Source organism: Rhodopila sp. (assembly GCF_965277825.1).
Taxonomy (GTDB): Bacteria; Pseudomonadota; Alphaproteobacteria; order Acetobacterales; family Acetobacteraceae; genus Rhodopila.
In genome coordinates this window covers 3,867,598-3,891,325 of the sequence record NZ_OZ255846.1, presented here as the reverse complement: position 1 = coordinate 3,891,325, position 23,728 = coordinate 3,867,598, and the positions used below count along the sequence as shown (strand labels likewise).

At 66.1% G+C, this 23,728-nt stretch carries 23 protein-coding genes and 1 pseudogene; 14 read left to right on the top strand and 10 right to left on the bottom strand.

Annotated elements, in window-relative coordinates; translation table 11 throughout:
- Positions 1-9 precede the first annotated feature (9 nt).
- Genes ACQY4T_RS18985 through ACQY4T_RS18975 form a run of 3 tightly spaced genes read right to left on the bottom strand, consistent with a single transcriptional unit; the run spans position 10 to position 2,917 of the window.
- Complete coding sequence (locus ACQY4T_RS18985) at positions 10-1,404, bottom strand: acyclic terpene utilization AtuA family protein (RefSeq protein WP_428533898.1); 1,395 nt, start codon at positions 1,402-1,404, stop codon at positions 10-12.
- Positions 1,401-1,703: a DUF4387 domain-containing protein gene (locus tag ACQY4T_RS18980; RefSeq protein WP_428533896.1), complete on the bottom strand. Its 303-nt coding sequence runs from the start codon at positions 1,701-1,703 to the stop codon at positions 1,401-1,403. Before ACQY4T_RS18980 ends, ACQY4T_RS18985 begins: the two co-directional genes overlap by 4 nt.
- Positions 1,700-2,917: an amidohydrolase family protein gene (locus ACQY4T_RS18975; RefSeq protein ID WP_428533894.1), complete on the bottom strand. Its 1,218-nt coding sequence runs from the start codon at positions 2,915-2,917 to the stop codon at positions 1,700-1,702. Before ACQY4T_RS18975 ends, ACQY4T_RS18980 begins: the two co-directional genes overlap by 4 nt.
- A gap of 655 nt (positions 2,918-3,572) precedes the next feature.
- Here ACQY4T_RS18975 and ACQY4T_RS18970 point away from each other — a divergent pair.
- The gene (locus ACQY4T_RS18970) at positions 3,573-3,767 is read left to right on the top strand and encodes a DUF2283 domain-containing protein (RefSeq protein ID WP_428533892.1); all 195 of its coding nucleotides are present in this window, start codon (positions 3,573-3,575) and stop codon (positions 3,765-3,767) included.
- A complete protein-coding gene (locus ACQY4T_RS18965; RefSeq protein WP_428533890.1) occupies positions 3,764-3,979 on the top strand; it encodes a hypothetical protein in 216 nt (71 codons plus the stop codon). The genes ACQY4T_RS18970 and ACQY4T_RS18965 overlap by 4 nt, the downstream gene beginning before the upstream one ends.
- A 202-nt stretch (positions 3,980-4,181) precedes the next feature.
- Here ACQY4T_RS18965 and ACQY4T_RS18960 read toward each other — a convergent pair whose 3' ends face one another.
- On the bottom strand, positions 4,182-4,958 hold the full coding sequence (locus tag ACQY4T_RS18960; protein WP_428533888.1) for a glucose 1-dehydrogenase: 777 nt from the start codon (positions 4,956-4,958) through the stop codon (positions 4,182-4,184).
- Between the two features lie 293 nt (positions 4,959-5,251).
- Between ACQY4T_RS18960 and rplU the strand changes: the two are divergent.
- The 7 genes and pseudogenes from rplU to ACQY4T_RS18925 all read left to right on the top strand — a co-directional run.
- Positions 5,252-5,560 (top strand): annotated as a pseudogene (gene rplU, locus ACQY4T_RS18955) (50S ribosomal protein L21); the annotation flags it as partial.
- A gap of 243 nt (positions 5,561-5,803) precedes the next feature.
- Positions 5,804-6,073 carry a 50S ribosomal protein L27 gene (rpmA, locus tag ACQY4T_RS18950; RefSeq protein ID WP_428491348.1) on the top strand — a complete coding sequence of 90 codons (270 nt, stop codon included), beginning with the start codon at positions 5,804-5,806 and terminating at the stop codon, positions 6,071-6,073.
- Positions 6,074-6,146: 73 nt separating this feature from the next.
- Positions 6,147-7,166, top strand: coding sequence for a GTPase ObgE (gene obgE, locus ACQY4T_RS18945; RefSeq protein WP_428533885.1), 1,020 nt, complete (start codon positions 6,147-6,149; stop codon positions 7,164-7,166).
- 5 nt (positions 7,167-7,171) lie between these two features.
- Positions 7,172-8,287: a glutamate 5-kinase gene (proB, locus tag ACQY4T_RS18940; protein WP_428542986.1), complete on the top strand. Its 1,116-nt coding sequence runs from the start codon at positions 7,172-7,174 to the stop codon at positions 8,285-8,287.
- Between the two features lie 39 nt (positions 8,288-8,326).
- Positions 8,327-8,683, top strand: coding sequence for a VOC family protein (locus tag ACQY4T_RS18935; protein ID WP_428533883.1), 357 nt, complete (start codon positions 8,327-8,329; stop codon positions 8,681-8,683).
- Between the two features lie 10 nt (positions 8,684-8,693).
- A complete protein-coding gene (locus ACQY4T_RS18930) occupies positions 8,694-9,611 on the top strand; it encodes an LLM class flavin-dependent oxidoreductase (protein WP_428533881.1) in 918 nt (305 codons plus the stop codon).
- A 245-nt stretch (positions 9,612-9,856) separates the two neighbouring features.
- Complete coding sequence (locus ACQY4T_RS18925) at positions 9,857-11,056, top strand: acyl-CoA dehydrogenase family protein (RefSeq protein ID WP_428533879.1); 1,200 nt, start codon at positions 9,857-9,859, stop codon at positions 11,054-11,056.
- A 168-nt stretch (positions 11,057-11,224) separates the two neighbouring features.
- Here the strand turns inward: ACQY4T_RS18925 and ACQY4T_RS18920 are convergent, their stop codons facing one another.
- Positions 11,225-11,488 (bottom strand): type II toxin-antitoxin system VapC family toxin, encoded by a 264-nt coding sequence (locus ACQY4T_RS18920; RefSeq protein WP_428533877.1) that lies wholly within the window; start codon positions 11,486-11,488, stop codon positions 11,225-11,227.
- Positions 11,485-11,658: a hypothetical protein gene (locus ACQY4T_RS18915; protein ID WP_428533875.1), complete on the bottom strand. Its 174-nt coding sequence runs from the start codon at positions 11,656-11,658 to the stop codon at positions 11,485-11,487. Before ACQY4T_RS18915 ends, ACQY4T_RS18920 begins: the two co-directional genes overlap by 4 nt.
- Positions 11,659-11,874: 216 nt before the next feature.
- Between ACQY4T_RS18915 and ACQY4T_RS18910 the strand changes: the two genes are divergently transcribed.
- Both ACQY4T_RS18910 and ACQY4T_RS18905 read left to right on the top strand, forming a co-directional pair.
- On the top strand, positions 11,875-12,741 hold the full coding sequence (locus ACQY4T_RS18910; protein WP_428533873.1) for an alpha/beta fold hydrolase: 867 nt from the start codon (positions 11,875-11,877) through the stop codon (positions 12,739-12,741).
- A gap of 80 nt (positions 12,742-12,821) precedes the next feature.
- Complete coding sequence (locus ACQY4T_RS18905) at positions 12,822-15,434, top strand: CoA transferase (RefSeq protein ID WP_428533871.1); 2,613 nt, start codon at positions 12,822-12,824, stop codon at positions 15,432-15,434.
- Positions 15,435-15,482: 48 nt separating this feature from the next.
- Here the strand turns inward: ACQY4T_RS18905 and ACQY4T_RS18900 are convergent, their stop codons facing one another.
- Together ACQY4T_RS18900 and ACQY4T_RS18895 are read right to left on the bottom strand one after the other, a co-directional pair.
- On the bottom strand, positions 15,483-16,685 hold the full coding sequence (locus ACQY4T_RS18900) for an EAL domain-containing protein (RefSeq protein WP_428533869.1): 1,203 nt from the start codon (positions 16,683-16,685) through the stop codon (positions 15,483-15,485).
- Between the two features lie 151 nt (positions 16,686-16,836).
- Positions 16,837-17,616, bottom strand: coding sequence for an enoyl-CoA hydratase (locus ACQY4T_RS18895; protein WP_428533867.1), 780 nt, complete (start codon positions 17,614-17,616; stop codon positions 16,837-16,839).
- 367 nt (positions 17,617-17,983) lie between these two features.
- Here ACQY4T_RS18895 and ACQY4T_RS18890 point away from each other — a divergent pair, with 367 nt between their 5' ends.
- Positions 17,984-18,661: an ABC transporter substrate-binding protein gene (locus ACQY4T_RS18890; protein ID WP_428533865.1), complete on the top strand. Its 678-nt coding sequence runs from the start codon at positions 17,984-17,986 to the stop codon at positions 18,659-18,661.
- Between the two features lie 248 nt (positions 18,662-18,909).
- On the opposite strand, the gene ACQY4T_RS18885 is transcribed toward ACQY4T_RS18890, so the two are convergent.
- Complete coding sequence (locus ACQY4T_RS18885) at positions 18,910-20,157, bottom strand: cytochrome P450 (protein WP_428533863.1); 1,248 nt, start codon at positions 20,155-20,157, stop codon at positions 18,910-18,912.
- 185 nt (positions 20,158-20,342) lie between these two features.
- Positions 20,343-21,716 (bottom strand): MFS transporter, encoded by a 1,374-nt coding sequence (locus tag ACQY4T_RS18880; RefSeq protein ID WP_428533861.1) that lies wholly within the window; start codon positions 21,714-21,716, stop codon positions 20,343-20,345.
- Positions 21,717-21,825: 109 nt separating this feature from the next.
- On the opposite strand from ACQY4T_RS18880, the gene ACQY4T_RS18875 reads away from it, so the two are divergent.
- Positions 21,826-23,073, top strand: a complete 1,248-nt coding sequence (locus ACQY4T_RS18875; protein ID WP_428533859.1) for a glutamate-5-semialdehyde dehydrogenase — start codon at positions 21,826-21,828, stop codon at positions 23,071-23,073.
- Between the two features lie 103 nt (positions 23,074-23,176).
- Complete coding sequence (gene acpS / locus ACQY4T_RS18870) at positions 23,177-23,596, top strand: holo-ACP synthase (protein WP_428533857.1); 420 nt, start codon at positions 23,177-23,179, stop codon at positions 23,594-23,596.
- Positions 23,597-23,728 lie beyond the last annotated feature (132 nt).

The following is a 23,728-nucleotide window of genomic DNA, read 5'->3' as shown; positions in this document are numbered from 1 at the left end:
CGGGCTTGCTCAGGTCGTTTCTGTTGCGATGGGAAATAGCGCGTCGGCGTCATCGACTTGCAGCAGGTGATAGACGCTGAAGCGGTAGGCGGGGCCGAGTGAGACCTCGGGTGGGGTGAACGGGAAGGCCAGGTTGCCGGCGGTGGACAGGCGGCCGGGGTAGCCGAAATGCAGCAGGTATTGCTTGCAGGTGCGGACTACCTCGGCGGCGCGCTGGGGGGTGGCGGCGATGCACTCGGCCATGATGAAGACTTCGTTGGGGGCCGGTTCGTTGTCCGGCACCACCATGCGGACGCCGTCGATGCCGTAGACGCGGAAGCGCAGTGTGTAGTCGGGCGGGCGGGATTCCGAGACCAGGGTTTGGACCAAATCGGCGACTTTGGGCAGCAGCGTTTTGCATTGGGCGATGAACCTGGGATCGGCGGACCCGCATAGCAGCACCGCGCGTTCGCCGATCTTCGTAGCGCCTTCCAGTTTGATCGTTGGTTGCGTGGTGTCGCGCCAGGTTGCACCGCTGACCCGGGTGCGGCGGTCGTCGATCGCCTGGTAGTGGGCGTGCGTCAAGTCGAGCGCGCCGTCGGGTTCGCGCATGCTGAACGGGTCGGCTTGCTCGTACAGGCTGTGGGCGGCGACCGAGGTGGGGGTGGCGCTGCGTTCGGGGTGCATGCTTTCCAGCACGAAGCCGTCGTGGTCGAGTTCGGCGAGGATCGGGTCGCGGCCGCCGGGGACGCAGCATAGCGAGCCGCACTCGATGATCTTGGCCATGTGCATGGCGAGGCCGACCGGGAAGCCGAGGATTGCCGGCAGCGCGGCGAAGATCGCGGTGTCGCAGGCTCGGCCGGCGACGATGATGTCGGCGCCGGCTTGCAGTGCGTGGCGGAATGGTCCCATGCCCATCTGGCCGACGATTTGGGCGGCTTCGGTGATGTCTTCGGCGGTGAGGTCGGGCATGTCGTCGAAACTGGTGACTTTGCCGGAACGAACGGCGTCCTGCAGCAGGGCGCGGGGGATGTCGGCGCGGATCGAGACCATGCGGAAGTGCAGTTTTTCGGCGGTGGCGATGTCGCGCAGCATGGCCAGGGTGGCGTCGAGGTGGGGGGCGGCGCCGGCCGATCCGGCGGTGCCGATGACCAGCGGGACGTCGAGTTGGCGGGCGGCTAGCAGCACGCGGCGGAGGTCGCGGCGGGTGGCCTCGGGGGCGGTCGCCATCTCGCCCTTGCCGAGGTAGGTGGGGCCGATGTCGATCGATCCCATGTCGGCCCCGATCAGGTCCGGGTGGCGGTCGATGCCGGCTTGGAACGATGCCGCCGGGATGCCGTAGCCGAGTTGTCCGGAGGCCCCGAGCAGGCGGAGCGGGCGGGGGGTTTGGCGGAGTTCGGCGATGATGCGGGCGGAGGCGGTCATATCTCGATCCCCAGCAACGGGGCGTGCTGTTGCGCGCCGTAGACGTCGTAGTCACCTGGATCGCCTGCCATGATGGTGCGGGGCATGACGATCTTGATGGCGCGGCCGACCGGGTAGGGGATGAGGGTGACCTGTTCCGGGGGCACTCGGTACAGGCGGGCGATATTTTCGGCGGTGAGCGCGGGGGATTGGGTGACGCGGTGGTAGTCGGCGTCGGTGGCCAGCATGATGTCGAGCGTCAGGCGCCGGGGGCCGGCGTTCTTGCTGCGGACGACCTGGGCGATGTCGGACAGTTTCATGGCCGGTGCAGCTCCGCTCTTGGTCGGGTCATGGTCAGGGCGCCGCGCTTGAAGGCGACCAGGGGTGGCTTGACCTCGGCGATGACCTGTTCGGGGGTGGTGGCGTCGAATATCACTATGTCGGCGGGGTTGCCGAGGGCGATGCCGTAGTCGGGCAGGTTCATTATTTTGGCGGAACGCTCGGTCAGCATGGCGAAGCAGTCGCGCAGGCGGTGCGGTTCGCCGACCTGGCAGACATTGGCCTGCATGTTGGCGATGCGGACCAGGTTGCCGTCGCCCAGCGGGGTGAACGGGTTGAGGATGTTGTTCGACGAGATCGAACAGTTGACGCCGTTTTCGACCAGCAGGTTGGCGTCGGCGACGCCTCGGCGCACGCTGTGGTCCTGGTCGCGGCCCATCATGAAGAGGTCGGTGGCCGGCAGCACGCTGACGGCGACTCCGGCGTCGGCGATCTCGGCGGCCAGGGTGCGCAGGTCGGCGGGCGGCAGGGTGGAGTATTTGCAGCCGTGGCCGACCGCGACCCGGCCGCCGAGGCGGTATTTGCGGGTCAGTTCGCAGACCAGGTGGATGTCCATGTCGGCCGGGCTGTTGCCGGAATCGAGGTGCATGTCGATGTCGGCGTCGTACTCGCGGGCGAGGTCGAAGATGCGGTGGATGTGGGCGGATTTGTCGGGGTCGTAGTTGGGTGCGGCGCCGATGACGCGGGCGCCGCGTTGCAGGGCTTGCACCAGCAGTTGGTCGGAGGCTGGGTTGTTGGTTAGGCCTTCCTGGGGGAACACGCACAGTTCGATGTCGATCGCCCAGGCGTAGTCGCGGCGGAGTTGTTCCAGGGCGTTGAAGCTGCGCATCTGGACGCCGGCGTCGAGTTCGGTGTGGGCGCGCATGCGCTGGGTGCCGTGCTTGATGCAGGCTTCCAGGGTGGTGCTGGCGCGTTGGTAGACGTCCTGTTCGGTGAAGCTCGACTTGACGGCGGCGACGCGGGGCACGGCGTTGGCGTTGCGGCCGTCCTCGGGCGGGCAGCGGTCGATGATGCGGGTCTTGTCGAGGTGGATGTGGGTTTCCACCAGGCCGGCGCAGGTGAGGTTGCCGTCGGCTTGGTATTGCCGGGCGTCGGCGGCGAGGTTTGGATCGATCGCAACGATCTTGCCGTTGGCGATGCCGATATCGACGACTGGGCCGGCGGGCAGGCGGGCGTTGCGGATGATCAGGTCCATGTCTTTCCTTTCCGCCGAAAAAGCGCCACACAGGGGCGCCGCGGTGGCCGATACTAGCCTTGAAGCTAATTGGCAGGCGACGACGCGGGGCAAGCCGCCGCGCCGAGAATGCCGCGTCGCTACTTTGCTCGCAATGTCTGCCGGCCCAGTGTCTGCCGGCCCAGTGTCTGCCGGCCCAGTGTCTGCCGGCCCAGTGTCTGCCGGCTCAGGGCCGCGTTCGGGCCCGAGGGGGCGACGGGCTTCGTTGGGCAATTTTTTCAATACAAATTGTAGTTTCAGGGCCTACCTCGACCGAGCAGATTGACAAGTATTCGCAGATATCCGGTAGGGCGTTTGGAATCGGCTTTCGCCCGCGCGCTTTAACCTTTTACGAAAAAGGTTTCGTTGACGGATATACGAAATCCCTTCATAGTACTCTCTTGATAGAGCTGAGCAAACACGTAGCGGATGAGATGGGCGGTCGCGGTATCCTCCTGGCCTACGTCGAAACCGCGATTGCCGCCCCGGATTGGCGGAGCCCCGACGCCAATCCCCTGCTGAGCCGCTCGTTCAAAGCAATCCCTGAATTTGGCGGAAGGATTTTGCGAGTTGTGCACCGGCTGGACGGGGATGACGTTTTTGTTGTGACGGCGACATGGGATAGAGGCGCAAGACAATGATCCAGACGAACTATGACCCCGAGGCTGACGTGCTGCACGTCAAGTTCGGCCCAAAAACCGCGAAATATGACGGTTCACAAGAAGTCGCGCCCGGCGTGTATGTTGAATTCGATACCGATGGCAACCCGATTGCGATTGAGATCACCAGCGTCCGGCTGCGCAACACCGACACGGCCGCAGCAGCGGCATGAGCGACAAAGCCGCTGCTGACTTTCGGGCGGCGCTTGACCGGCTGGGGTTTTCGCAAAGTGCCTTTGCCCGGGAAATGCAAGCCCTGGGGGACCCGCGCTCGTTCCCGACAATCCTGCGCAGCGTGTCGAACTGGTGTCGCGGCGAAACCGCGGTGCCCGGCGAAGTGTGGGTGGTGATTACGCTGCTCGGGCGGCCGCGCCGGGCCGCATAAACGGCCAGGGCTGCGTGTGCGGAGCGAGGAAAGTTCTTATCCCAGGACCGACTTGCCTGCGTGGATTGGGGATCGACAGGAGGCTTGTCTTCATTCCTGCGGAAGGAAGCCGCGTTTCGGTGTGGCGGGAATATGGAAATGGTTCGCTCGCAAATATCGATGATGCGGACGAATCCGACTTCCTGGATGATCTGGAACCAGCCTACTGCGCCAGGCGGGTGATGCGGCCGGCGGTCATGCCGCCGTCGATGACCAGTTCCGATCCGGTGACGTGGCTGGACATTTCGGAGGCGAGGAACAGGATTCCGTCGGCGATTTCGGACGCCTCGCCGGCCTTGCCGAGCGGGACGGTGTTTTCGGCGACGGCGTAGGGGTCGATCGGGCGGTTCTGGCCAACCGGGATCTTGGTCCAGATCGGGGTGGCGATGATTCCGGGGTGCACCGAGTTGACGCGGATGGCGTCGCCGGCCTGGGCGCATTCCAGCGCCATCGACTTGGCGAACAGCCGCACCGCACCCTTGGTCGCGCTGTAGCCGGCCAGGCCGGCCGACCCGCGCAGGCCGGCAACCGAGGACAGCATGACGATCGACCCGCCGTTGCCGGCGCGGCGCATCGCCGGGATGCAGTATTTGACCGAAAGGAACACGCCATCGACGTTGATCGCCATCTGGCGGCGCCAGTCGGCGAGCGACATGTCGATGGCGCTGCCCATGATGCCGATGCCGGCGTTGGCGACCAGGATGTCGAGCCGGCCGAAGCGTTCCGCCCCGGCGACCACCGCCGGCCAGCCGTCTTCCTGGGTGACGTCGTGGTGCAGGTAGGTGGCGCTGAGCTGCTTGGCGAGCGCGGCGCCGGCGGTGTCGTCGATGTCGGTCAGCACCAGCCTAGCGCCTTCGCGCGCCAGCACCTGGGCGGTGGCGGCGCCGATGCCGGATGCGGCGCCGGTGATGATCGCGACCTTGCCGTCCAGTAGTGCCATGGGGTGATCCTCCGGTTGGTTTGGTTGGGGGAAGCGGGCCGGTTCCGCGGCGGGCTGTCAAGCCGGGTTGGCGGTCCGCTCGCGAGGGCGCCCTCATCGCGGTGAGGGCGGCAAGGTGACGGGGTGTTGTTGCGGTGAGGTCGGCAAGTTGCTGACTGGCTTGGTATTTTGGCGGCATTGGCGGTTGACAGAGCGGCGCTTGCGGCTATAAGGCGCGGTTCCGGTCGCCGGGGTGGTTCAGCGCCTCGGGTGTCCTCTGTTGCCTGGAACGAGTGTCTGGAAAGTTTGGTCCCATGTTCGCTGTCATCCGCACCGGCGGAAAGCAGTATCGCGTTACCCCCAACGCGGTGCTGAAAGTCGAAAAACTGGATGCCGAGGCGGGCGGTACCGTGACGTTCAAAGATGTGCTGGCGGTCGGGGTGGACGGTAACCTGACGCTCGGGTCGCCGGTAGTCGCCGATGCGTCGGTGACGGCGACGGTGATCGCGCAGGACCGGTTGGACAAGGTGATCATCTTCAAGAAGCGGCGCCGGCAGAACAGCCGCCGGCGCAACGGTCACCGCCAGCATGTGACGGTGCTGCGGATCGGCGGCATCAGTGCCAACGGCCAGACTTTTGGCGCGGCCGCGGGGGCGGAGGCGGGCGCGAGCGCTCGGGCGGAGTCGGGCGCGACGGAGTCGGCGGGACGTGGTGCGGAGGCCGCCCCGGGTGACGCGCCGGCGGAGACGGTTGCTCCGGGTGTAGGCGCTGAATCACACGGCGGGGCGCCGGCGGCTTCGGGTTCAGGCGCTGAACCCCACGGCGGGGCGCCGGCGGCGGCTGAAGAGACCGAGGAGTAGTCTGTCATGGCACATAAGAAGGCGGGCGGGTCTTCGCGCAACGGGCGCGATACAGAGGGACGGCGGCTCGGCATCAAGAAGTTTGGCGGCGAGAAAGTGATTGCGGGCAACATCCTGGTGCGTCAGCGCGGCACCAAGTGGTATCCCGGCAGCAATGTCGGGCTGGGCCGCGATCACACGATTTTCGCGTTGGTCGACGGACGGGTGAAGTTCACCCGCAAGTCCGAGGGCAAGGTGCATATTTCGGTGGAGCCGGTGCCGCTCGCGGCCGAGTAGCGCTGACTCCGCTGGGTTTAGTGTGCGGGGGTCGGCGTGATGCCGGCCCCCGTGGTGTTTTTGGTGGCATGTGATGAAGTTCCTCGACCAGGCCAAGATCTACCTGCGCTCCGGCGATGGCGGCGATGGCGTGGTGGCGTTCCGGCGCGAGCGGTTCATCGAGTTCGGCGGGCCGGACGGCGGCAATGGCGGCAAGGGTGGCGATATCGTGTTTGTCGCCGAGCACAACCTGAATACTCTGATCGACTTCCGCTATTCGCAACATTTCCGAGCGCGCAAGGGTGGCAACGGGGCTGGTTCGGATCGCACCGGCGCGGGTGCGGACGGCGTCGTCGTCACGGTGCCGGTGGGGACGCAGATTTTCGCCGACGACCAGGAGACGATGCTGGCGGACATGGACCGAGCGGGAAAGCGTGTGACGCTGCTGCGCGGCGGTGACGGCGGGTTCGGCAATGCGCACTACAAGAGCTCGACCAATCGGGCGCCGCGCAAGGCGACCAAGGGGTGGCCGGGCGAGGAGCTCTGGGTGTGGCTGCGGCTGAAGCTGATCGCCGATGCCGGGCTGGTGGGGCTGCCCAATGCCGGGAAATCCACCTTGCTGTCGGTGGTGTCGGCGGCGCGTCCGAAGATCGCCGATTATCCGTTCACCACGCTGCATCCTCAGTTGGGGGTGATCCGGCTGTCGGCGGCGGAGGAGTTCGTGCTGGCGGATATTCCGGGGCTGATCGAGGGGGCGCATGAGGGCGCCGGCTTGGGCGACCGCTTCCTGGGTCATGTCGAGCGCTGCGCGGTGCTGCTGCACCTGATCGATGGCGCCGCCGGGGATGTGGTTCGGGCGTGGCGGACGGTGCGCGGCGAGATGGCGGCGTATGGCGGCGGCCTGGCGGCAAAGCCCGAGATCATCGGGTTGAACAAGAGCGATGCGATGACCGCGCGCGAGGCGTCGTCGCGCATGGCCGCGCTGCGCAATGCGTCGGGGCGGCCGGTGTATCTGGTCTCGGGTGCCACGGGGCAGGGCGTGGCGGAGGTATTGCGGGCGTTGCAGGGGGCGATCGGCGCGGCACGAGATGAACGCGCGGAGCGAGCGGCGTGACGGCGATGGTTCCCAGCATCGGCGCGGCGCAGCGCGTCGTGGTGAAGATCGGCAGCGCGCTGGTGGTGGACCAGAAGCAGACGACGCCGCGCACCGCGTGGTTGGACAGTGTGGCTGCCGATATCCAGGCGCTGCGCGACCGCGGCACCGATGTGATCGTGGTGTCCTCGGGCGCGATCGCGTTGGCTCGGCGCAGCCTGGGGCTGACGCAGAAGCGGCTGCGGCTGGAGGAGCAGCAGGCGGCGGCGGCGGTTGGGCAGATCCGCCTGGCGCAGGCGTGGAGCCAGGCGCTTTCGGGGCGCGGGCTGACGGCGGCGCAGTTGCTGCTGACGCTGGGCGATACCGAGGATCGGCGGCGTTATCTGAACGCCAGGGCGACGCTGAACACGCTGTTCTCGCTGCGCTGCGTGCCGGTGATCAACGAGAACGATACGGTGGCGACCGCGGAAATCCGGTTCGGCGACAATGACAGGTTGGCGGCGCGGGTGGCGGAGATGGTGCAGGCGGATCAACTGATCCTGCTGTCCGACATCGATGGGTTGTATACGGCGGACCCTCGGCGGGATCGTGGCGCGGTGCATATTCCGGTGGTGGAGGCGCTGACGGCGGAGATCGAGGCGATGGGGGGGGAACCGCCGCCGGGTTATTCCTCGGGCGGGATGCGGACCAAGCTGGTGGCGGCGCGGATCGCGAGCCAGGCCGGGTGCGCGATGGCGATCGCGTTGGGCGATGTCGAGCGGCCGCTGCAGGCGCTGGAACGCGGCGGGCGCTGCACCTGGTTCCTGCCGGTGCCGGAGGGGCGTTCGGCGCGCAAGCGCTGGATCGGGGGCTCGCTGTCGGCGCTGGGCACGCTGACGGTCGATGCCGGTGCCGCGCGGGCGTTGGCCAGTGGCCGGTCGTTGTTGCCGGCGGGGGTGCGTTCTGTCTCGGGTGTGTTCGAGCGTGGCGATCCGGTGGCCATCGCCGGCCCCGACGGGGTTGCGCTGGGGCGGGGGTTGTCGGCCTATGCCAGTTCGGATGCCGAACGCATCGCCGGGCATCGGTCCGATCAGATCGAGGCGATCCTGGGCTGGCGCGGGCGGGATGAGATGGTGCATCGGGACGACCTCGTGCTTGGGTAGCGCGGTCGTGGTAGGATGGCCGGCGAGGGGGGAACGAAGATGACGATCAGCTTTCAGCACGTTCACATCAAGACCCGCGACGTCGAACGGGCGGTGCGGTATTACATCGATAATTTCGGCGCCAGCAGGAAGGCGGAGATACCTGGGCGCGGCTGGCAGGTGGATCTGCACGGCACTCAGTTGAACATCACCGGCATCATCAACGAACAGAAGCACGCGCAGCATCATGGCATCGAGCACATGGCGGTGGTGACCGACGATTACCCGGGGACGCTGGCGAAGCTGCGGGAAAACGGCGTGGCGGTGCTGGAGGAGTTGAAGGGCGATCGGGGCAATCGGGTTGCCTTCGTGGCGGCGACGGATGACTCGCAGATGGAAATCATCGAAAAAGTTTAGGGTCCTGGCGATGGCGTTGAACGACCGGATCCCATTTGGCATGTCGCTGCCGCATCGTTCGCCGGATCGGATTGGCATGGACGCGGTGCGGACGGTGGCGGTACGGGCCGAGGCGTTGGGGTTTCGCGATCTTTGGGTGACCGAGAACACGCTGGACCGGGTCATGTCGTTCGATCCGGTCGTGGTGCTGACCTATGCCGCGGCGGTGACGTTGCGGATCGGGTTGGGGGCGTCGGTGCTGGTGCTGCCGGTGCATGATCCGAGGATGGTGGCACATCAGTGGGCGACGCTGGATTACGTCAGCGATGGGCGGGCGCTGATGGGGGTTGGGATCGGCCAGCCTCGGCATCTGCGGGAGTTTCAGATCCCGGGTGAGGGAAGGGTGGGTCGGTTTCGCGAGCAGATCGAGCTGATCCGGGCGCTGTGGGCCCGGGAGAAGACGACTCATCACGGGCGGTTCTACCATCTGGACGATGTTGGGCTGGGTGTGCGGCCGGTGCAGCAGCCGTTGCCGATCTGGATGGGTGTCGGTCACCCCGATGCGATCCGCCGGGCGGCGGTGTTGGCGGATGGCTGGATGGGGGCCGGTGGGTCGACGACGGAGGACTTCCGCCGGGCGGTGCCGCTGTTGCGGGCGGCGTTGGAGCGGGCCGGTCGCGATCCGGGTGGGTTTCCGATTTCGAAACGGATTTTCATCGCGGTGGATGACAGGGCGGATGTTGCCCGTGGTGAGCTGCTGCGTTGGTATGGCGAGGTTTATCGCAATCCGGAGGGGACGGACACGTCAGGCATCCACGGTTCGGTGGAGCTGGTGCGGGAGCAACTGGAGGCGATGATCGGGGCGGGAGCGAACCATCTGCTGCTGAATCCGGTGTGCCGGCACGTCGAGCAGCTTGAGGCGCTGGCGGAGGTGGTCGGGCTGGGATGACAGGGTCATCGCATTTGGATTCTGTCGGCGCTATTTGCCGGACGCGGCGCGATCGAGAGAAGCGGCTTGGAACCGCAGATGCACGCCGATAGCAGTGACGCTGAAACTGGGTTCGTAGAACTTGCAAATGCTTTCCGCATCCGTGGTTCCAGTCTCGTGCGTTTGAGGCAAAATGGCTGGGATGAGGCTTTGTCTATACAGCGGTGTTATCCCGGTTAAGCTGATCCGTTTCAGGAGGGTTGGCCGTGGATTTCCGGATCACCGAGGCTCAGAAACGCCTGCGCCAGCGCTGCCTTGAACTGGCTGCCGATTTCGCCACGCGCTCCGCCGAACATGACCGCGATGCGTCGCACCCGGTGGAGAACTACGACCGGCTGCGCGGCGACGGGTTCCTGGCGTTGACGATCGAGCCATCGTTCGGCGGATTGGGCTTCGATTTCCTGGGACATACGCTGGCGTACGAAGCGTTGGGACAGGGCTGTCCGGCGACCGCGCTAGCGTTCAACATGCACGCCTCAGTGGTGATGCCGGTATTGCAGAGCCCGGAGGTGACGCCCGCGGCAAAGCACCTGCTGGCCGATCTCGTGGTGCGGCACGGCAAGATGATCGGCGGCAATTTTTCCGAACCGGGCACGACATCGCTGATCGGCGCGCGACCTTTGGCGGTGCGCGCGCGCAAGGTGGAGGGCGGTTGGCGCATCAGCGGGCGGAAGATGTTTGCCTCGATGCTGGAGGCCGCCGACTATGTGCTGGTGATGGCCTATCCCGAGGATGCCGGCGGCCCGATGGCTGGGATATTGTTACTGGTAGCGCCGGATGCGCCTGGACGCCGGGTCAATCCGAACTGGGACACGCTAGGTATGCGGGCCACCCGCAGCGATCAGTTGGTGCTGGACGATTGTCCTGTCGAGGACAGTGCGATGTTGTATCGATCGGACGATATCAGAGCGTTTCGGTTGGATTATCTGAATTGGTTCTGGGGGTCCTATACCGCGGTCTATCTGGGGCTGGCGGTCGCGGCCTATGATGAAATACGGCGCGTGGTGTCCGCTCGGCGACCGGCGGGCTATTCGCAACCTTTGGCCTATCATCCCGATGTGCGCCGCCATGTCGCCGAAATGAGCGCGGCGCTGGAAGCGGCTCGGCTGGTGACCTACCGGTCTGCCTGGCTGAGCGACACCGAAGGCCCGACGCCTGAGACGACCGCCGCGCTGTATCGGGCCAAGTATCTCGTAGGGGAGGCGGTGAGCAGGATCACCAGGACCGCGCTGACGCTGGGCGGGGCGCACGGGATCTTCAAGGGCTCGCGGCTGGAGCAACTGTTTCGCGATGGCGCGGTGGCGGAGATTCAGCCGCCGCCGGCGGATTTCTGTCTTTGGAATTTGGGAGTCCACGAACTTGGGCTGGATCCCGCGGATTTGCTGCCACCGCTGCGGGAGGCTTAATGCCTTGCGGCTAGACTAGGCCGCGGCGACCTCGACCGCGAGCATACGCGCCGAAGCCGCCATTTTGTCGTCGAACGACATCAGCGATGCCCCGAGGCGCTGCGTGATCGCTAGGTTGACCGCGCCCTGATGGTCAAGTGCAAGCGGCGAAGAAACGTTTCCGCAGCTTTAATGTCTGCCGCTGAATTTTCGCTTCGCTCGACCCCGCGCAAGGATCAGACCGTCCAACGTGGCCAACGCCTTGCGCGCGGTGTCAACCGTCATTTCAGCCATGCGAACCCTGCGAGCGATAGCCGAGGTGACCTCGGCGGACGCGAAGTGGCTGATGATCAGGTGCGGTGTCGTGTCGTTGAGATGTCGGAACGCGCGTGCCGCCAGTGGATCGGTGGTCAGCATCGCGACGAGGACGCTCGCATCGAGATAGAGCTTCACCGCTCGTCTTCATCGCGCATCCGGCTCAGCAGCATACCAGCGTCGTGCTTCGGAGATGCGTCGGCAACCTGTGCCCTGAGCCAATCGAGATCTTCGCGGGTAACCGGACGGGACACCGGCTGAAGCGGCTTCAGCTCGACGGCTGGGTGACCGTGGCGGATGATGACCACTGACTCGCCTTCCAGGGAACGGTTGATCAGATCGGAGAGGCGGTTTTTGCTTCGGCGACGCTGTGCTGGGTCATCCGTCCCGAGTATGGCTAGCCATTGTCGAGTGGTGACCGTCGGCTGATCCGGCAAAGTCGGTCGGATAATCGCCCGGATTTGGTGTCGGACTTGGCGTGACGGTAAGCTGGGCGGCGAAGCGAAGTGAAGGACCGGCCCGGAATGAACGACCAGTTGAGCGGAGACCCGCAACTCATTCTGGATCGCATCCAGGGCCAGGCCAGCCGGCACGAGACGCCCTGTGGCGAGGGCAAGATGGTCTGGCATCTGTGGGATCGGTCCGGCGGCGCCGCTCCGGTCGTGGCTTTGTTCCATGGCGGTGCCGGGTCGTGGCGGCACTGGATACGCACCATCCCGGCGTTGGTGGGGACGTATCGGGTGCTGGTGCCGGATCTTCCGGGTCTGGGCGAATCCGACTTCCCGCCGGACGGCGAGGATGCGTTTGCGATTGCCGGCATCGTCGCCGACGGCATCGATGCTATTCTCGGTGCCGGCGCGGACTTCGAGGTGGTCGGGTTTTCCTTCGGCGGCACGATGGCGGCCTGTGTTGGGGCGCTGCGCGGCAAGCGGGTGCGGTCAGTCACCATCATCGGGTCGTCCGGGGTGGGCGCGCTGGGGTCCTCGGTCAAGCTGGAGAAGGTGCGTCATCTGCAAGGCCAGCAGCGGCACGATACGCATCGCACCAACCTGGGGCGGCTGATGATCGCGGACCCGGCGAAGATCGACGAATTGGCGATCCGAATCCAGGATTGGAACACGGTGCGGTCGCGGCTACGGACTCCGGCGATCTCGCGCAGCGGGGCGATCATGGCGGCGATCGATCGGCTGGCCTGCCCGCTGAACGGCATGTGGGGCGAGTTCGACGCGCCGGCCAACCCGAAGGGTCCGGAACGGGTGGCGACGCTGCGGGCGCATTGTCCGGACGCCGACATACGGCTGATCCCGAAGACCGGTCATTGGGCGGCCTATGAGTCAGCCGACACGGTGAACGCGATCCTGCTGGAGATGCTGGCGCGCACGCGGCCCTGAGTTGGGGCCCTGAGTTGGGGCGCCCGAATTGGGGCGCCGAGTCTGGAGCGCCGGATCTGGAGCACGGGAGGAAACAAACGGTGACAGAACGATCGGATGCCGGCCTGTTCAAGGGTCCGGGTGAGATGATGGGCAATTCCGGACCCGGTATGTTGGCCGGGCTGCGGGTGATCGAGATCGCCGATGAGCGCGCCGAATATACCGGCCTGCTGCTGGCGGGCTTGGGCTGCGAGGTGATCAAGATCGAGCCGCCGGAGGGCTGCGCGACACGGCGGATCGGTCCGTTCCTGGCCGATCAACCGGGTCCGGAACGGTCTTTGTTCTTCTGGAACTACAACCGGAACAAGAAATCGGTTGTCATCGACGTGCAGGCGCGACCGGAGCAGTTGCTGCGGCTGTTGCAGGGCGCCGACATCTTGCTTGATTCGTCCTGCGGTGCGGTCAACGCAGCGTTGAAGCTCGACCGAGCGGCGTTGAATGAGAGGTTTCCGGGGTTGATCACGGCGCGGATGACGCCGTTCGGGGATGATGGCCCGTGGGCGGACTTCAAAGCCTCCGACCTGATCCACCTGGCGCTGGGCGGGGTGATGATGAATTGCGGCTACGACCCTGATCCGAAGCTGGCGTATGACACGCCGCCGATCGCGCCGCAGGTCTGGCACGCCTACCACATCGCCGGCGAGCAACTGGCCACCGGCGTGATCGCGGCGCTGATCGCTCGGCAGCGCGATGGGCAGGGCCAGGACGTATCCGTCGCGGTGCATGAGGCGGTGTCGAAGAACCCAGAGCTGGACATCATGCATTGGGTGATGCGGCGGGTGCCGCTGTGGCGGCTGACGTGCCGTCATGCGCTGGAGACACCGAACCACTCGCCCAGCATCATGCACACCAAGGATGGCCGCTGGTATATCTCGCACGGCATGGGCGCGCGCGACCTGAAGGCGCTGGTGCCGTTACTGTCCAAGTACGGCATGCAGGCCGATCTGCAACCGCCGCCGCCGGATGCCGATCTGAAGGCCAGGGCGGTGCCGGGTTCGACCGCCAGCGATGAGGCGCGGGCGCACATGATCGACGTGGTGCAACGCTTCGCGCGGGCCTGGACCTATCAGGACATGCCGTGGCTGGAGGCGCAGGAGGCCGGGCTGCTGTGGGCTCCGATCCGCAAGCCGCACGAGAACGCGCTGGACCCACATTGGATTGCGCGCGGATCGTTTGCCGATGTCGAGCATCCCGAACACGGGCGGTCGTTCCGTTATCCCACCAGCAAGTGGCTGGCGACGAGGACAAGCTGGCAGGTCGGGCGGCGGGCGCCGTTGCTGGGTGAGGACACCGCGAGGGTTATGGCGGAGCAGGCGCGCAGGCTGGCGGTTCCGGCGCGGCCCCGCGGTGATGCGGCTGGTGTGAAATCGGCGCTGCACGGCAAGGCGTTTGCCTTGCAGGGTGTGAAGATTCTGGATTTTGCCTGGTTTTTGGCCTCGGCCGGGGGGACCCGTTTCCTCGCCGCCATGGGGGCCGAGAGCTACAAGGTGGAGTGGAAGGATAATCCTGATACCAGGCTGGCGGCGATGGCTCCGGTCGGGGGGCGGGCGGCGCGGGACGCAGCGACCGGGCCGCTGCCGGGGGTGAAGGACCCCGACATGGGCGGTCAGTTCAATAACAAGAACGCCGGCAAACGTGGCATTTCGTTGAACATCCGCCATCCGAAGGGACTGGCGATCGCGCGCGACCTGGTGCGGGTCTGCGACATCGTTGCCGAGGGGTTTTCGCCCGGCGTGCTGGCCCGGCTTGGGCTGGGCTATGACGAGATGAGGAAGATCCGCCCCGACATCATCTATATCCAGCAGGCGGGCATGGGGGCGCACGGCACTTATGGGCGGATGCGCACGGTGGGGCCGGTCGCCGCGGCGTTCGGCGGGCAGGCGGACATGTCGGGCTTGCCGGAACCGGCGATGCCGGTTGGCTGGGGTTATTCGTATCTGGATTGGATGGGAGCCTATGGCTACGCGCTGGCGTTGCTGGGGGCGCTGTATCACCGTGACCGCACCGGCGAGGGGCAGTGGATCGACGCCTCGCAGTGCGAGTCGGGGCTGTTCCTGACCGGGACCTCGATTTTGGATTGGTCGGCGAACGGGCGGACCTGGAGTCGGTATGGCAACCGCTCCCCCTACAAGCCGGCCGCGCCGCATGGTGCGTTTCGTTGCCAAGGCAACGACCGCTGGGTAGCGATCGCCTGTTTCACCGACCAGGAATGGCGGGCGTTGGCTGGGGTGGCCGGGCATCCCGAGTGGCTGGAGGATCGGCGGTTCGCCACGCTGGCCGATCGCATGGCGCGGCAGGATGCGCTGGAGCAGGCGGTCGGCGGCTGGACCGCGACCCGCAGCGCCGAGGCGGTGATGATGGCGCTGCAGAACGCGTCGGTTCCCGCCGGGGTTTGTCAGACCGCGGAGGATCGCTGCGACAACGATCCGCAACTGCGGCACCTGCAATGGCTGACCGAGGTGACCGGCAGCAAGATCGGCACCTGGCCGGTGTATGAGTTGCCGATGAAACTATCACGCACACCGGCCTATGTCGGCGGTCCGATCGATCGCGGCGCGCCCGGCTATGGCGAGGACAACGCGTGGGTGTTGAGCGAGCTTCTGGGGATGACCGATTCGGACGTTCAACGGCTGGCCGAGGAAGGTGTAATCTGACGGCGGACGGATTGTCGACGCCGTTGGCAAGGGCAATCGTTACCTGGATCAGATGATCGGTTCGGACTGTCCGAGCCAGGCATCCCACCAGATCGGGACCGCCGCGAGGGGAAGTGGGCGGGAGGCCAGGAAGCCCTGCACTTCATCGGCGCCGAGGGTGCGCATCTGCTGCCAGATCGATTCTGTCTCGACGCCTTCGGCCACCACGGTCAGGTGATGTGCCTTGGCCTGGGCGATGGTGGTTGCCAGGAAGTCGCGGACGGCCGGGTGGTCGACCTGCTGGACCATTTCCTTGTCGAGCTTCAGGCTGGTGAAGGGCAAATCCAGCAGTGGCGCCAATCGCGGCACCGCCGGGCCGACGTCGTCGATCGCGGCGTGGTAGCCGAGGCGGCGCAGCCGGTCCAGCGAGCGGCCTAGCTTGGCGAAGTCGTCGACCGGGCGGCTTTCCGTCAGCTCGATGACGATACGGTCGGCCGGCAGGCCGGTGGCGATGCGCTGGGCTTCCAGCCGGTCGAGGGCGGCGGGCTGCAGCAGCACGTCGAGCGGGAAATTCACCGACATGCGCGGGCGGCGCTGGGCCAGGATCGGTCCAGCGAGGTCGGCGAAGGCGCGCGCCGACACCAGGCTGGTGAGTTCGGCGGCGAGACCTGCATGCTCGATCTGGGGCACGAAGCGGTCGGGGGCCAGGGTGCCGCGTTGCGGGTGATTGAGGCGTGCGAGGGCTTCGAACCCGACCGGGGTGCGGTCGGCTACCCGGATGATCGGCTGATAGCGGTTCTCGATCATCGCGCCTTGCAGGGCGGCGGTGAGTTCGGCCACGTCCATGGCGGGGCCGGCGCGGGAAGGCGACGCTGCCATCAGGGCCTCCTGCACCGATCGGGACGTGGCGATCGAGACGGCGCGGATACAGGGATGCCTCGCGTCGGCCGAACCGAGCACGAGCATATCGGTGTCGGGGGCGGCGACTTCGGTGACGAGGCCGGCGAGTTCGTCGAGCAGGCCCTCGGCATCGTTGCGGTCGACCAGGAGGTGGGAATAGTGCGAGGCGGTTCCAGCCAGCCGGGCGAGGGCGTTGCGGGCGTCGCAGGTCAGCACTTCGCCGCCGCCCAAAGCGATCGACGCGCCGCTGACCGCGGTGAACCATTCGCGGCTGCGGCTGACCAGCAACAGGTTGATGACCGAGGCGCCCGGATAGTGTGGCCAAGTGGGTCTGCCGGACGACTCGGTCGGTATGGGCAGGCTCTTCTCCATATACAGTCCGTTACACGACGCTGAAAAAATCAGCGAGAGAAATCCCGGTAATGAGACGTTAAAAGTCCGTCAATCACTGCAAGGTGTTATCGCGGTCTTTTCCTAGCGCCTGCGGTGGTAAAGGGAGCCCGGTTATGCAACCGGATGCGGGTTAGTGGAGGTGGAAGTCCGCTTTGCGCTTTTCAACGAAGGCGGCCATGCCCTCTTGCTGGTCGGGCGTGCCGAACAGCGACAGGAACAGCATTCGTTCGTGACGTACGCCTTCCACCAGGGTGGACTCGAATGCGCGGTTTACGGCCTGCTTGGCGAACTGCACTGCAACCGGGGATAGGTTGGCGATCCGATCGGCAATTTTCATGACCTCGGGTAGCAATTGGTCGGCTGGGAACACGCGGGACACGAGGTTGGCGCGTTCGGCCTCGGCGGCGTCCATCATGCGCGCGGTCAACACCATGTCCATCGCCTTCGACTTGCCGGCGGCGCGGGTCAGCCGCTGGGTGCCGCCGGCGCCGGGGATGACGCCGAGGTTGATCTCCGGCTGGCCGAATTTGGCGGTGTCGGCGGCAAAGATCATGTCACACATCATCGCCAGTTCGCAGCCGCCGCCGAGGGCGAATCCGGCGACCGCGGCGAGCACCGGCTTCTTGATGCGCAGCACGGTTTCCCAGGCGGTGCCGATGAAATCCTCGACCATCGCCGATGGGTTGGTGCGGTCGCGCATTTCCTTGATGTCGGCGCCAGCGGCGAAGGCGCGGTCGCTGCCGGTGATGACGATGGCGCCGATCGCCGTGTCGGCATCGAAGGCGAGCAATTGCTGTCCCAGTTCGCGCACCAGGGCGTCGCACAGTGCGTTCAGCGCGGCGGGACGATTGAGGCGGATCAGGCCTACGCGGCCTTGGGTTTCGACGGTGATGTTCTCGTAGCTGGGCATAGGGGATGCTCCCGGAGGTGGCGAATGTGTCGCCGGTTAGGGACGTTCGAGACGGTTTCGCGTCCATATAGCAAACCGTGGCGGTGCGCACAGGCGGGGTAGCCGGGATACGGCAAAGGGCGCGCGGGGGCGGGTTCGACTTCTGCTTCGCTGGCATAACAGCGATGCCGCGATGCCCGGTAATTATCCGCGTTGTGCGGGTCCATTTCAGGGTCACGCCCGGGGCTGGCCCAGGGGTGCGGCTTGCCGTGCCGTCCTGGAGACGGCGGACGGGCCTAACCATCGCGATCACGGTGGTACGATCAGAGCGCGGTTGGTTTTCGCGTCGGTGTCGGACCGGTGATCTTGAGTCAACAAGGATCTAGCCATGTTTAGCCATGCAGAAGCCAGTGTCGCCACGGTGGTGGGCCGGCGCGGGGTGGTGGGGATGCTGGCGGTCATGGCGCTGCCGTTGGCGACATTGTCCGTGGCGCAGCCGGCCGCCGCCGAGAGCTCGCCGGCGGACGCGATCGCCACGATCAAGCAATTCAACGCTGCGCTGCTGAGCACGATGAAGGTCGGCGCTCGGGCTGACTTTGGCCAACGCTTCGAGGCGCTGGAGCCGGCGGTGGATCTGGCGTTCGACCTGCCGGCGGTGCTGTCGGTCTCGGTGGGGCCGGCCTGGGCCAGCCTGCCGGCGCCGCAACGCGGCAGCCTGCTGGATGCGTTCCGGCGCTACACTGTGGCCAGTTATGTCGCCAATTTCGACCATTACTCTGGCCAGAGCTTCAGCGTGCTGCCGCGGACGCGCGACGTTGGCGCCGGCAGGTTGGTGGTGCAGAGCCGCATCCAGCCGGTGAGCGGCGATCCGACCGAGCTGGATTATGTGATGCAGCAGACGGGATCAGGGTGGAAAATCGTGGACGTGCTGGCGGCGGGTTCGATCAGCCGGGTGGCGGTGCAGCGGTCCGACTTCCGCCACCTGTTGTCGAGCGGCGGTGGCGGTGCGCTGCTGGCAAGCTTGCAGCGCAAGACCTCGGACCTTTCGGGTGGCGCGGTGGCGTAGCAGAGCGTCTCCCTAGATCGACCCTTATCACGCCGCCTAGCCGATCTTTTAGGTCCAGCTATGGATGAGCGGTTTGCGGTTGAGGTCTTCGAGGTAGGTCATTCTTTGTTTTAGTTCGATGTGTGTCACACCTATTGCAGAGTCACACCTATTGCCGACGAGCGGCCGATCGCGATCGTGCATGGATCATGTTCTGAGATGCCGCCTCCACTGTCTCCGGAGGTCTTCAGGAGTGCTGACGCGCCCCCTCAGCCCGGAATCCGCACCGGCATCGAACGAATCCCCCGGATGAAATTCGAGTAGACCCGTTCCGCATCCCCCACTACCTCGATGCTCGGGAATCGCGGCAACAGCTCCTGCCACAGGATCTTCAACTGCAGCTCGGCCAGCCGGTTGCCGACACAGCGATGAATGCCGAAGCCGAACGACAAATGCTGGCGCGGTCGGGCCCGGTCGATGATGAAGCTGTCGGGATTGTCGATCGCCTCGGGATCACGATTGCCGGAGATATACCACATCACCACCTTGTCCCCGGCCTTGATCTGCTTGCCGTCCAGTTGCGTATCTTTGGAGGTCGTTCTGCGCATATGGATCACCGGCGTCTGCCAGCGGATGATCTCCGACACCATGCCGTCGATCAGGCCGGGATTGCCCCGCAGCTTGTCATATTCGGCGGGGAACTGGTTCAGCGCCAGCAAGCCGCCGGACATCGAGTTGCGGGTGGTGTCGTTGCCGCCGACGATCAGCAGCGCCAGGTTGCCCATGAATTCCTTCAGCGGCATGTCGCGCGTCGCGGCGCCGTGCGCCAGCATCGACAGCAGGTCGAATTTCGGCGGCTGGCCGCGACGCTCGTTGAACAGCCGGCCGATAGACTCGGCCATGTTCTTCAGTTCGGCGAAACGTTCCGCCTCGGAATGCACTGGTGATTCGGGGGCGTTGACGTTGCAGATCGCCACGTCGGACCAGTAGGTCAGCTTGGCGCGCTCCTCGAACGGGAAGTCGAACAGCGTGGCCAGCATCATCGTGGTCAGCTTGATCGAGACCTCCTGCACCCAATCGAAGGTCTGGTTGCGCGGCAGCGCGTCCAGCACCAGGCGGGTGCGTTCGCGGATCAGCGGTTCCATGTTGGCCAGATTGGCCGGCGCGACGATCGGGCTGGCCACCTTGCGCTGTTCGTCATGCTTCGGCGGGTCCATGCGGATGAAGCTGGGGCGCTGCATGTCGGCAGGCTGGTCCTCGATCTGGATGCCGCCGATCTCGTTCGAGAACACCTCGTGGTGCACCTCGCAGTGCATGATGTCCTGGTAGCGCGACACCGCCCAGTACGGGCCGTACGGACTGTCGGGCACATAATGGATCGGGTCCTCGCGCCGCAGCCGCTCGAAGTAGGGGCGCCAGGCGTCGTCCTGGTACAGCTTGGGATCGGAGACGTCGAACTTGTCGGGCTTCGTTGTATAGGCGGGGCTGGAGGGGTCGATATTGACCGGTGCGTCCATTGTTGTTTCCTCGCTCTTGCCAGTTGACTTCTTGGCAGTGGGCTTCTTGGCAGTGGGCAGCAAGTACTCAGCCGAGCAGCCGGACCAAACTCCGAGGCGGGTGGGTGAACCGTCGCCTGGAGACCTTTTACTGGCCGCGATCATGCTGTTTGCGATCCTGCTGTCAAACCGAGCCAGCCGCGGCGTTATCGCGACAACACCTCCAGGCTTTGCCGGTTGCTGGTCGGTCCCAGGATCCCGACCGCCAGCACGATCACCAGCATGGCGATGGCGATCATGGTGAACACCCCCATGGTGCCGTACGCCGCCAGCAGAAAGGTGACCGCGTAGCCCACCAGGATCGAGCTGATCCGGCTCCAACTGAAGGTGAACCCGACCGCCTGGGCGCGCATCCGGGTGGGGAACAGCTCCGCCGCGTAGGGATGGAAAATCGCCACCAGCCAGTTGGTGCATAGCGACACGCACGCCCCGCACAACAGGATCGACCCATTGGATCGCGCCTGCGAGAACAGCAATCCGAACACGCCGATGCCGATCGCCGTTCCGACCAGTTGCCACTTGCGCTCGAACCGTTCGGCGAAGAACAACCCCAGCGCGGCACCGACCGGGGCCAGCAGGGTCATCGTCGCGGTGAACGCCAGGGAGTGGGCAATGGCGAAGCCCTGGCGGACCAGCATGATCGGCACCCAGGTGATGAAGCCGAACGCCGCGATGGTCTGGCAGAATTGGAACAACGACAGCATGATGGTGCGGCGCCGATAGGCCGGGGCGAACATCTCGGTCCACGACCCGCGCGTTAGCACGGGGTCGAGATGCTGCGGATCGGGGGCAGGCAGGTCGCGGCCAAGTTCCGCGCGCACCCTTGCCTCCATCCGCGCCATCGCGGCGTCGGCCTCGGCGTGGCGGCCGCGACTCTGTAGCCAGCGCGGCGATTCCGGCAGGTTGCGGCGGATGAACAGCACCACAACCCCGCCCAGCGCCCCGACGATCACTACCCAGCGCCAGCCATCCAGGCCCAGGATCCGCTGCGGCACCAGCAGCCATGACAGCAACAGCGCCACCGGCCCCGAGGTCAGCACGATCAGGATGCTGAACGCCATGTAGCGGCCACGCCAGCGCCGCGGCGTGATCTCCGCGATGAACGAGTCGTTGTTGATCAATTGCACGCTGATGCCGAAACCGGCGATGAACCGGAGCACGTCGATGATAACGGCGGAACTCTGCAACGCGGTCAGGAAGATGGCGATCGAGTACGCCAGCATCGACCAGGTAAAGGTGGCGCGGCGGCCGAACCGATCGGACACCCAACTGAACACGAACGCGCCGACGAACATGCCGAGGAAGAACGCGGCGAGGAAACTGGCGAAGCTGTTCCAGGCCAGCAGGCCAGCGGCGTTGGTGGTGAAGATGGTCCTGGTCAAACCCAGCGATATGCCGCCCGGCATGGCGAATTCGTAGAACTCGAACCAGCCGCCGATGGCGATCAGGGCGACGAGTTGCACGAAATAGCGCGACGGCGGCAGCCGGTCGAGGCGCGCGACGATTGAGCCCGTGGTCATTGGTTTACTCCGGTCCGTCAGACAGGGCAGCGCGCGGAACATGGCTTGGTCAACCGAAAGGTGGGATAGGAGACTGGCAAGCTGACCGTTTATTGGGCACATTGGCGCGATGGAAGCGATCGAGCACCTGAAGGTGGCGGCCGGTGCGGCGCGCGCCGCGGGCCATGTCCTGGCGCGCAGCAGTGCGGCAGCGCGCGATCGCGCGCTGGCGGCGATGGCCGACGCCCTGCGCGACGGCATGCGGGAGATCCTGGCAGCCAACGCGGCCGACGTGGCGGCATACAACGGCTCCGCTGCCTTCCTGGACCGGCTGACGCTGAGCGAGGCGCGGATCGAGGCGATGGCGGCCGGGCTGGAGCATGTGGCGGCCCTGCCCGACCCGCTGAACCGGGTGCTGGCGGACTGGACGCGGCCGAACGGGCTGCGCATCCAGCGCATCGCCACACCGATCGGGGTGATCGGCATGATCTACGAAAGCCGCCCCAACGTCGCCGCCGATGCCTCGGCACTCTGTGTCAAATCCGGCAACGCGGTGATCCTGCGTGGCGGTTCCGACAGCGAGCGTAGCGCTCAGGCGATCAATGCGGCGCTGCGGCGAGGGTTGGCAGGGTCCGGACTGCCGGAAGCGTGCGTCCAGGTGGCGCCGAACGCCGACCGGTCCTATGTAGCGGCGATGCTGGCGGCCGCCGGGCAGCTCGACCTGATCATCCCGCGCGGCGGCAGGTCGCTGGTCGAACGGGTGCAGCGGGAGGCCAGGGTGCCGGTGCTGGCCCACGCCGAGGGGCTGAACCACACCTACGTGCATGCGGCGGCCGACCCGGCGATGGCCCGGCGCATCCTGGCGAATGCCAAGATGCGGCGCACCGGGGTGTGCGGGGCGACCGAGACGCTGCTGATCGACCGCGCGATGGCCGGGTCGCTGCTGCCGATCCTGGTCGAGGATCTGCGCGCCCTGGGATGCGCGTTCCGCGCCGATGCGGCGGCACGCGAGGTGGTGGCGTGGCTGCCCCCGGCATCGCTAGGCGACTTCGACACCGAGTGGCTGGACGCGGTGCTATCGGTGGCGGTGGTCGATGGCGTGCAGGCGGCGCTGGCCCACATCGCGACCCACGGCAGCGAGCACACCGATGCGATCGTGACCGAGGACGCGGCGGCGGCCCGGCAGTTTCTGCATGGGGTGAACAGCGCGGTGGCGCTGTGGAACGCCTCCACCCAGTTCTGCGACGGCGGCGAGTTCGGCTTCGGCGCCGAGATCGGCATCGCCACCGGACACATCCACGCCCGCGGACCGGTCGGGTTGGAGCAGTTGACGACCTACCGCTATCTCGTCACCGGTTGCGGTCAGGTGCGGCCCTGATCCGGTTTACCGCACCCGGGTTCGCCGCGCCGGGGTTCGCCGGGGCCGGGTTCGCCGTGCTGGGGTTCGCCGCGCCCGGCCCGACCTTGCCGGAGGCTGCGCCGTGATCATCGGCATCGGGTCCGATATCTGTGACATCCGCCGCATCGAAAAGGCCATCGAGCGTCACGGCGCGCGCTTCCTCGAGCGCGTGTTTACCGAGACCGAACGGTCGAAGGCGATGCGACGGACGGAAAAGATCCGGGCCGCCACCTTCGCCAAGCGGTTCGCGGCGAAGGAGGCGGCGGCCAAGGCGCTGGGCACCGGTTTCCGCCGCGGGGTGTTCTTCTCCGACCTCGGCGTGGTCAATCTGCCCACCGGCCAACCGACGCTGCAACTGTCCGGCGGGTCGGCCGACCGGTTGGCCGCGATCACCCCGCCGGGCATGACGGCCCAGGTGCATCTGACCATGACCGACGAATATCCCTATGCCTATGCCCAGGTGATTATCTCCGCTATCCCGGCACCTCACACGGTTCCTTGACAGGGTTGGACCGGGTGGGCTTGATCCGCTCGATTGCTTCAGCTTGCGCACCGTGGAGTCCGGTGCACATCGGCAAACCGTGACGTCCCCCAGACCACTCTTGGCGCCTATCGCCATGGAACACCCGCTGCG

Excerpts from the sequence above, each read along its gene's own strand:
- ACQY4T_RS18985 (WP_428533898.1), bottom strand. The coding sequence starts at position 1,404 with ATGACCGCCTCCGCCCGCATCATCGCCGAACTCCGCCAAACCCCCCGC.
- ACQY4T_RS18980 (WP_428533896.1), bottom strand. The coding sequence starts at position 1,703 with ATGAAACTGTCCGACATCGCCCAGGTCGTCCGCAGCAAGAACGCCGGC.
- ACQY4T_RS18975 (WP_428533894.1), bottom strand. The coding sequence starts at position 2,917 with ATGGACCTGATCATCCGCAACGCCCGCCTGCCCGCCGGCCCAGTCGTC.
- ACQY4T_RS18970 (WP_428533892.1), top strand. The coding sequence starts at position 3,573 with ATGATCCAGACGAACTATGACCCCGAGGCTGACGTGCTGCACGTCAAG.
- ACQY4T_RS18965 (WP_428533890.1), top strand. The coding sequence starts at position 3,764 with ATGAGCGACAAAGCCGCTGCTGACTTTCGGGCGGCGCTTGACCGGCTG.
- ACQY4T_RS18960 (WP_428533888.1), bottom strand. The coding sequence starts at position 4,958 with ATGGCACTACTGGACGGCAAGGTCGCGATCATCACCGGCGCCGCATCC.
- rpmA (WP_428491348.1), top strand. The coding sequence starts at position 5,804 with ATGGCACATAAGAAGGCGGGCGGGTCTTCGCGCAACGGGCGCGATACA.
- obgE (WP_428533885.1), top strand. The coding sequence starts at position 6,147 with ATGAAGTTCCTCGACCAGGCCAAGATCTACCTGCGCTCCGGCGATGGC.
- proB (WP_428542986.1), top strand. The coding sequence starts at position 7,172 with ATGGTTCCCAGCATCGGCGCGGCGCAGCGCGTCGTGGTGAAGATCGGC.
- ACQY4T_RS18935 (WP_428533883.1), top strand. The coding sequence starts at position 8,327 with ATGACGATCAGCTTTCAGCACGTTCACATCAAGACCCGCGACGTCGAA.
- ACQY4T_RS18930 (WP_428533881.1), top strand. The coding sequence starts at position 8,694 with ATGGCGTTGAACGACCGGATCCCATTTGGCATGTCGCTGCCGCATCGT.
- ACQY4T_RS18910 (WP_428533873.1), top strand. The coding sequence starts at position 11,875 with ATGAACGACCAGTTGAGCGGAGACCCGCAACTCATTCTGGATCGCATC.
- ACQY4T_RS18900 (WP_428533869.1), bottom strand. The coding sequence starts at position 16,685 with ATGGAGAAGAGCCTGCCCATACCGACCGAGTCGTCCGGCAGACCCACT.
- ACQY4T_RS18895 (WP_428533867.1), bottom strand. The coding sequence starts at position 17,616 with ATGCCCAGCTACGAGAACATCACCGTCGAAACCCAAGGCCGCGTAGGC.
- ACQY4T_RS18890 (WP_428533865.1), top strand. The coding sequence starts at position 17,984 with ATGTTTAGCCATGCAGAAGCCAGTGTCGCCACGGTGGTGGGCCGGCGC.
- ACQY4T_RS18885 (WP_428533863.1), bottom strand. The coding sequence starts at position 20,157 with ATGGACGCACCGGTCAATATCGACCCCTCCAGCCCCGCCTATACAACG.
- ACQY4T_RS18880 (WP_428533861.1), bottom strand. The coding sequence starts at position 21,716 with ATGACCACGGGCTCAATCGTCGCGCGCCTCGACCGGCTGCCGCCGTCG.
- ACQY4T_RS18875 (WP_428533859.1), top strand. The coding sequence starts at position 21,826 with ATGGAAGCGATCGAGCACCTGAAGGTGGCGGCCGGTGCGGCGCGCGCC.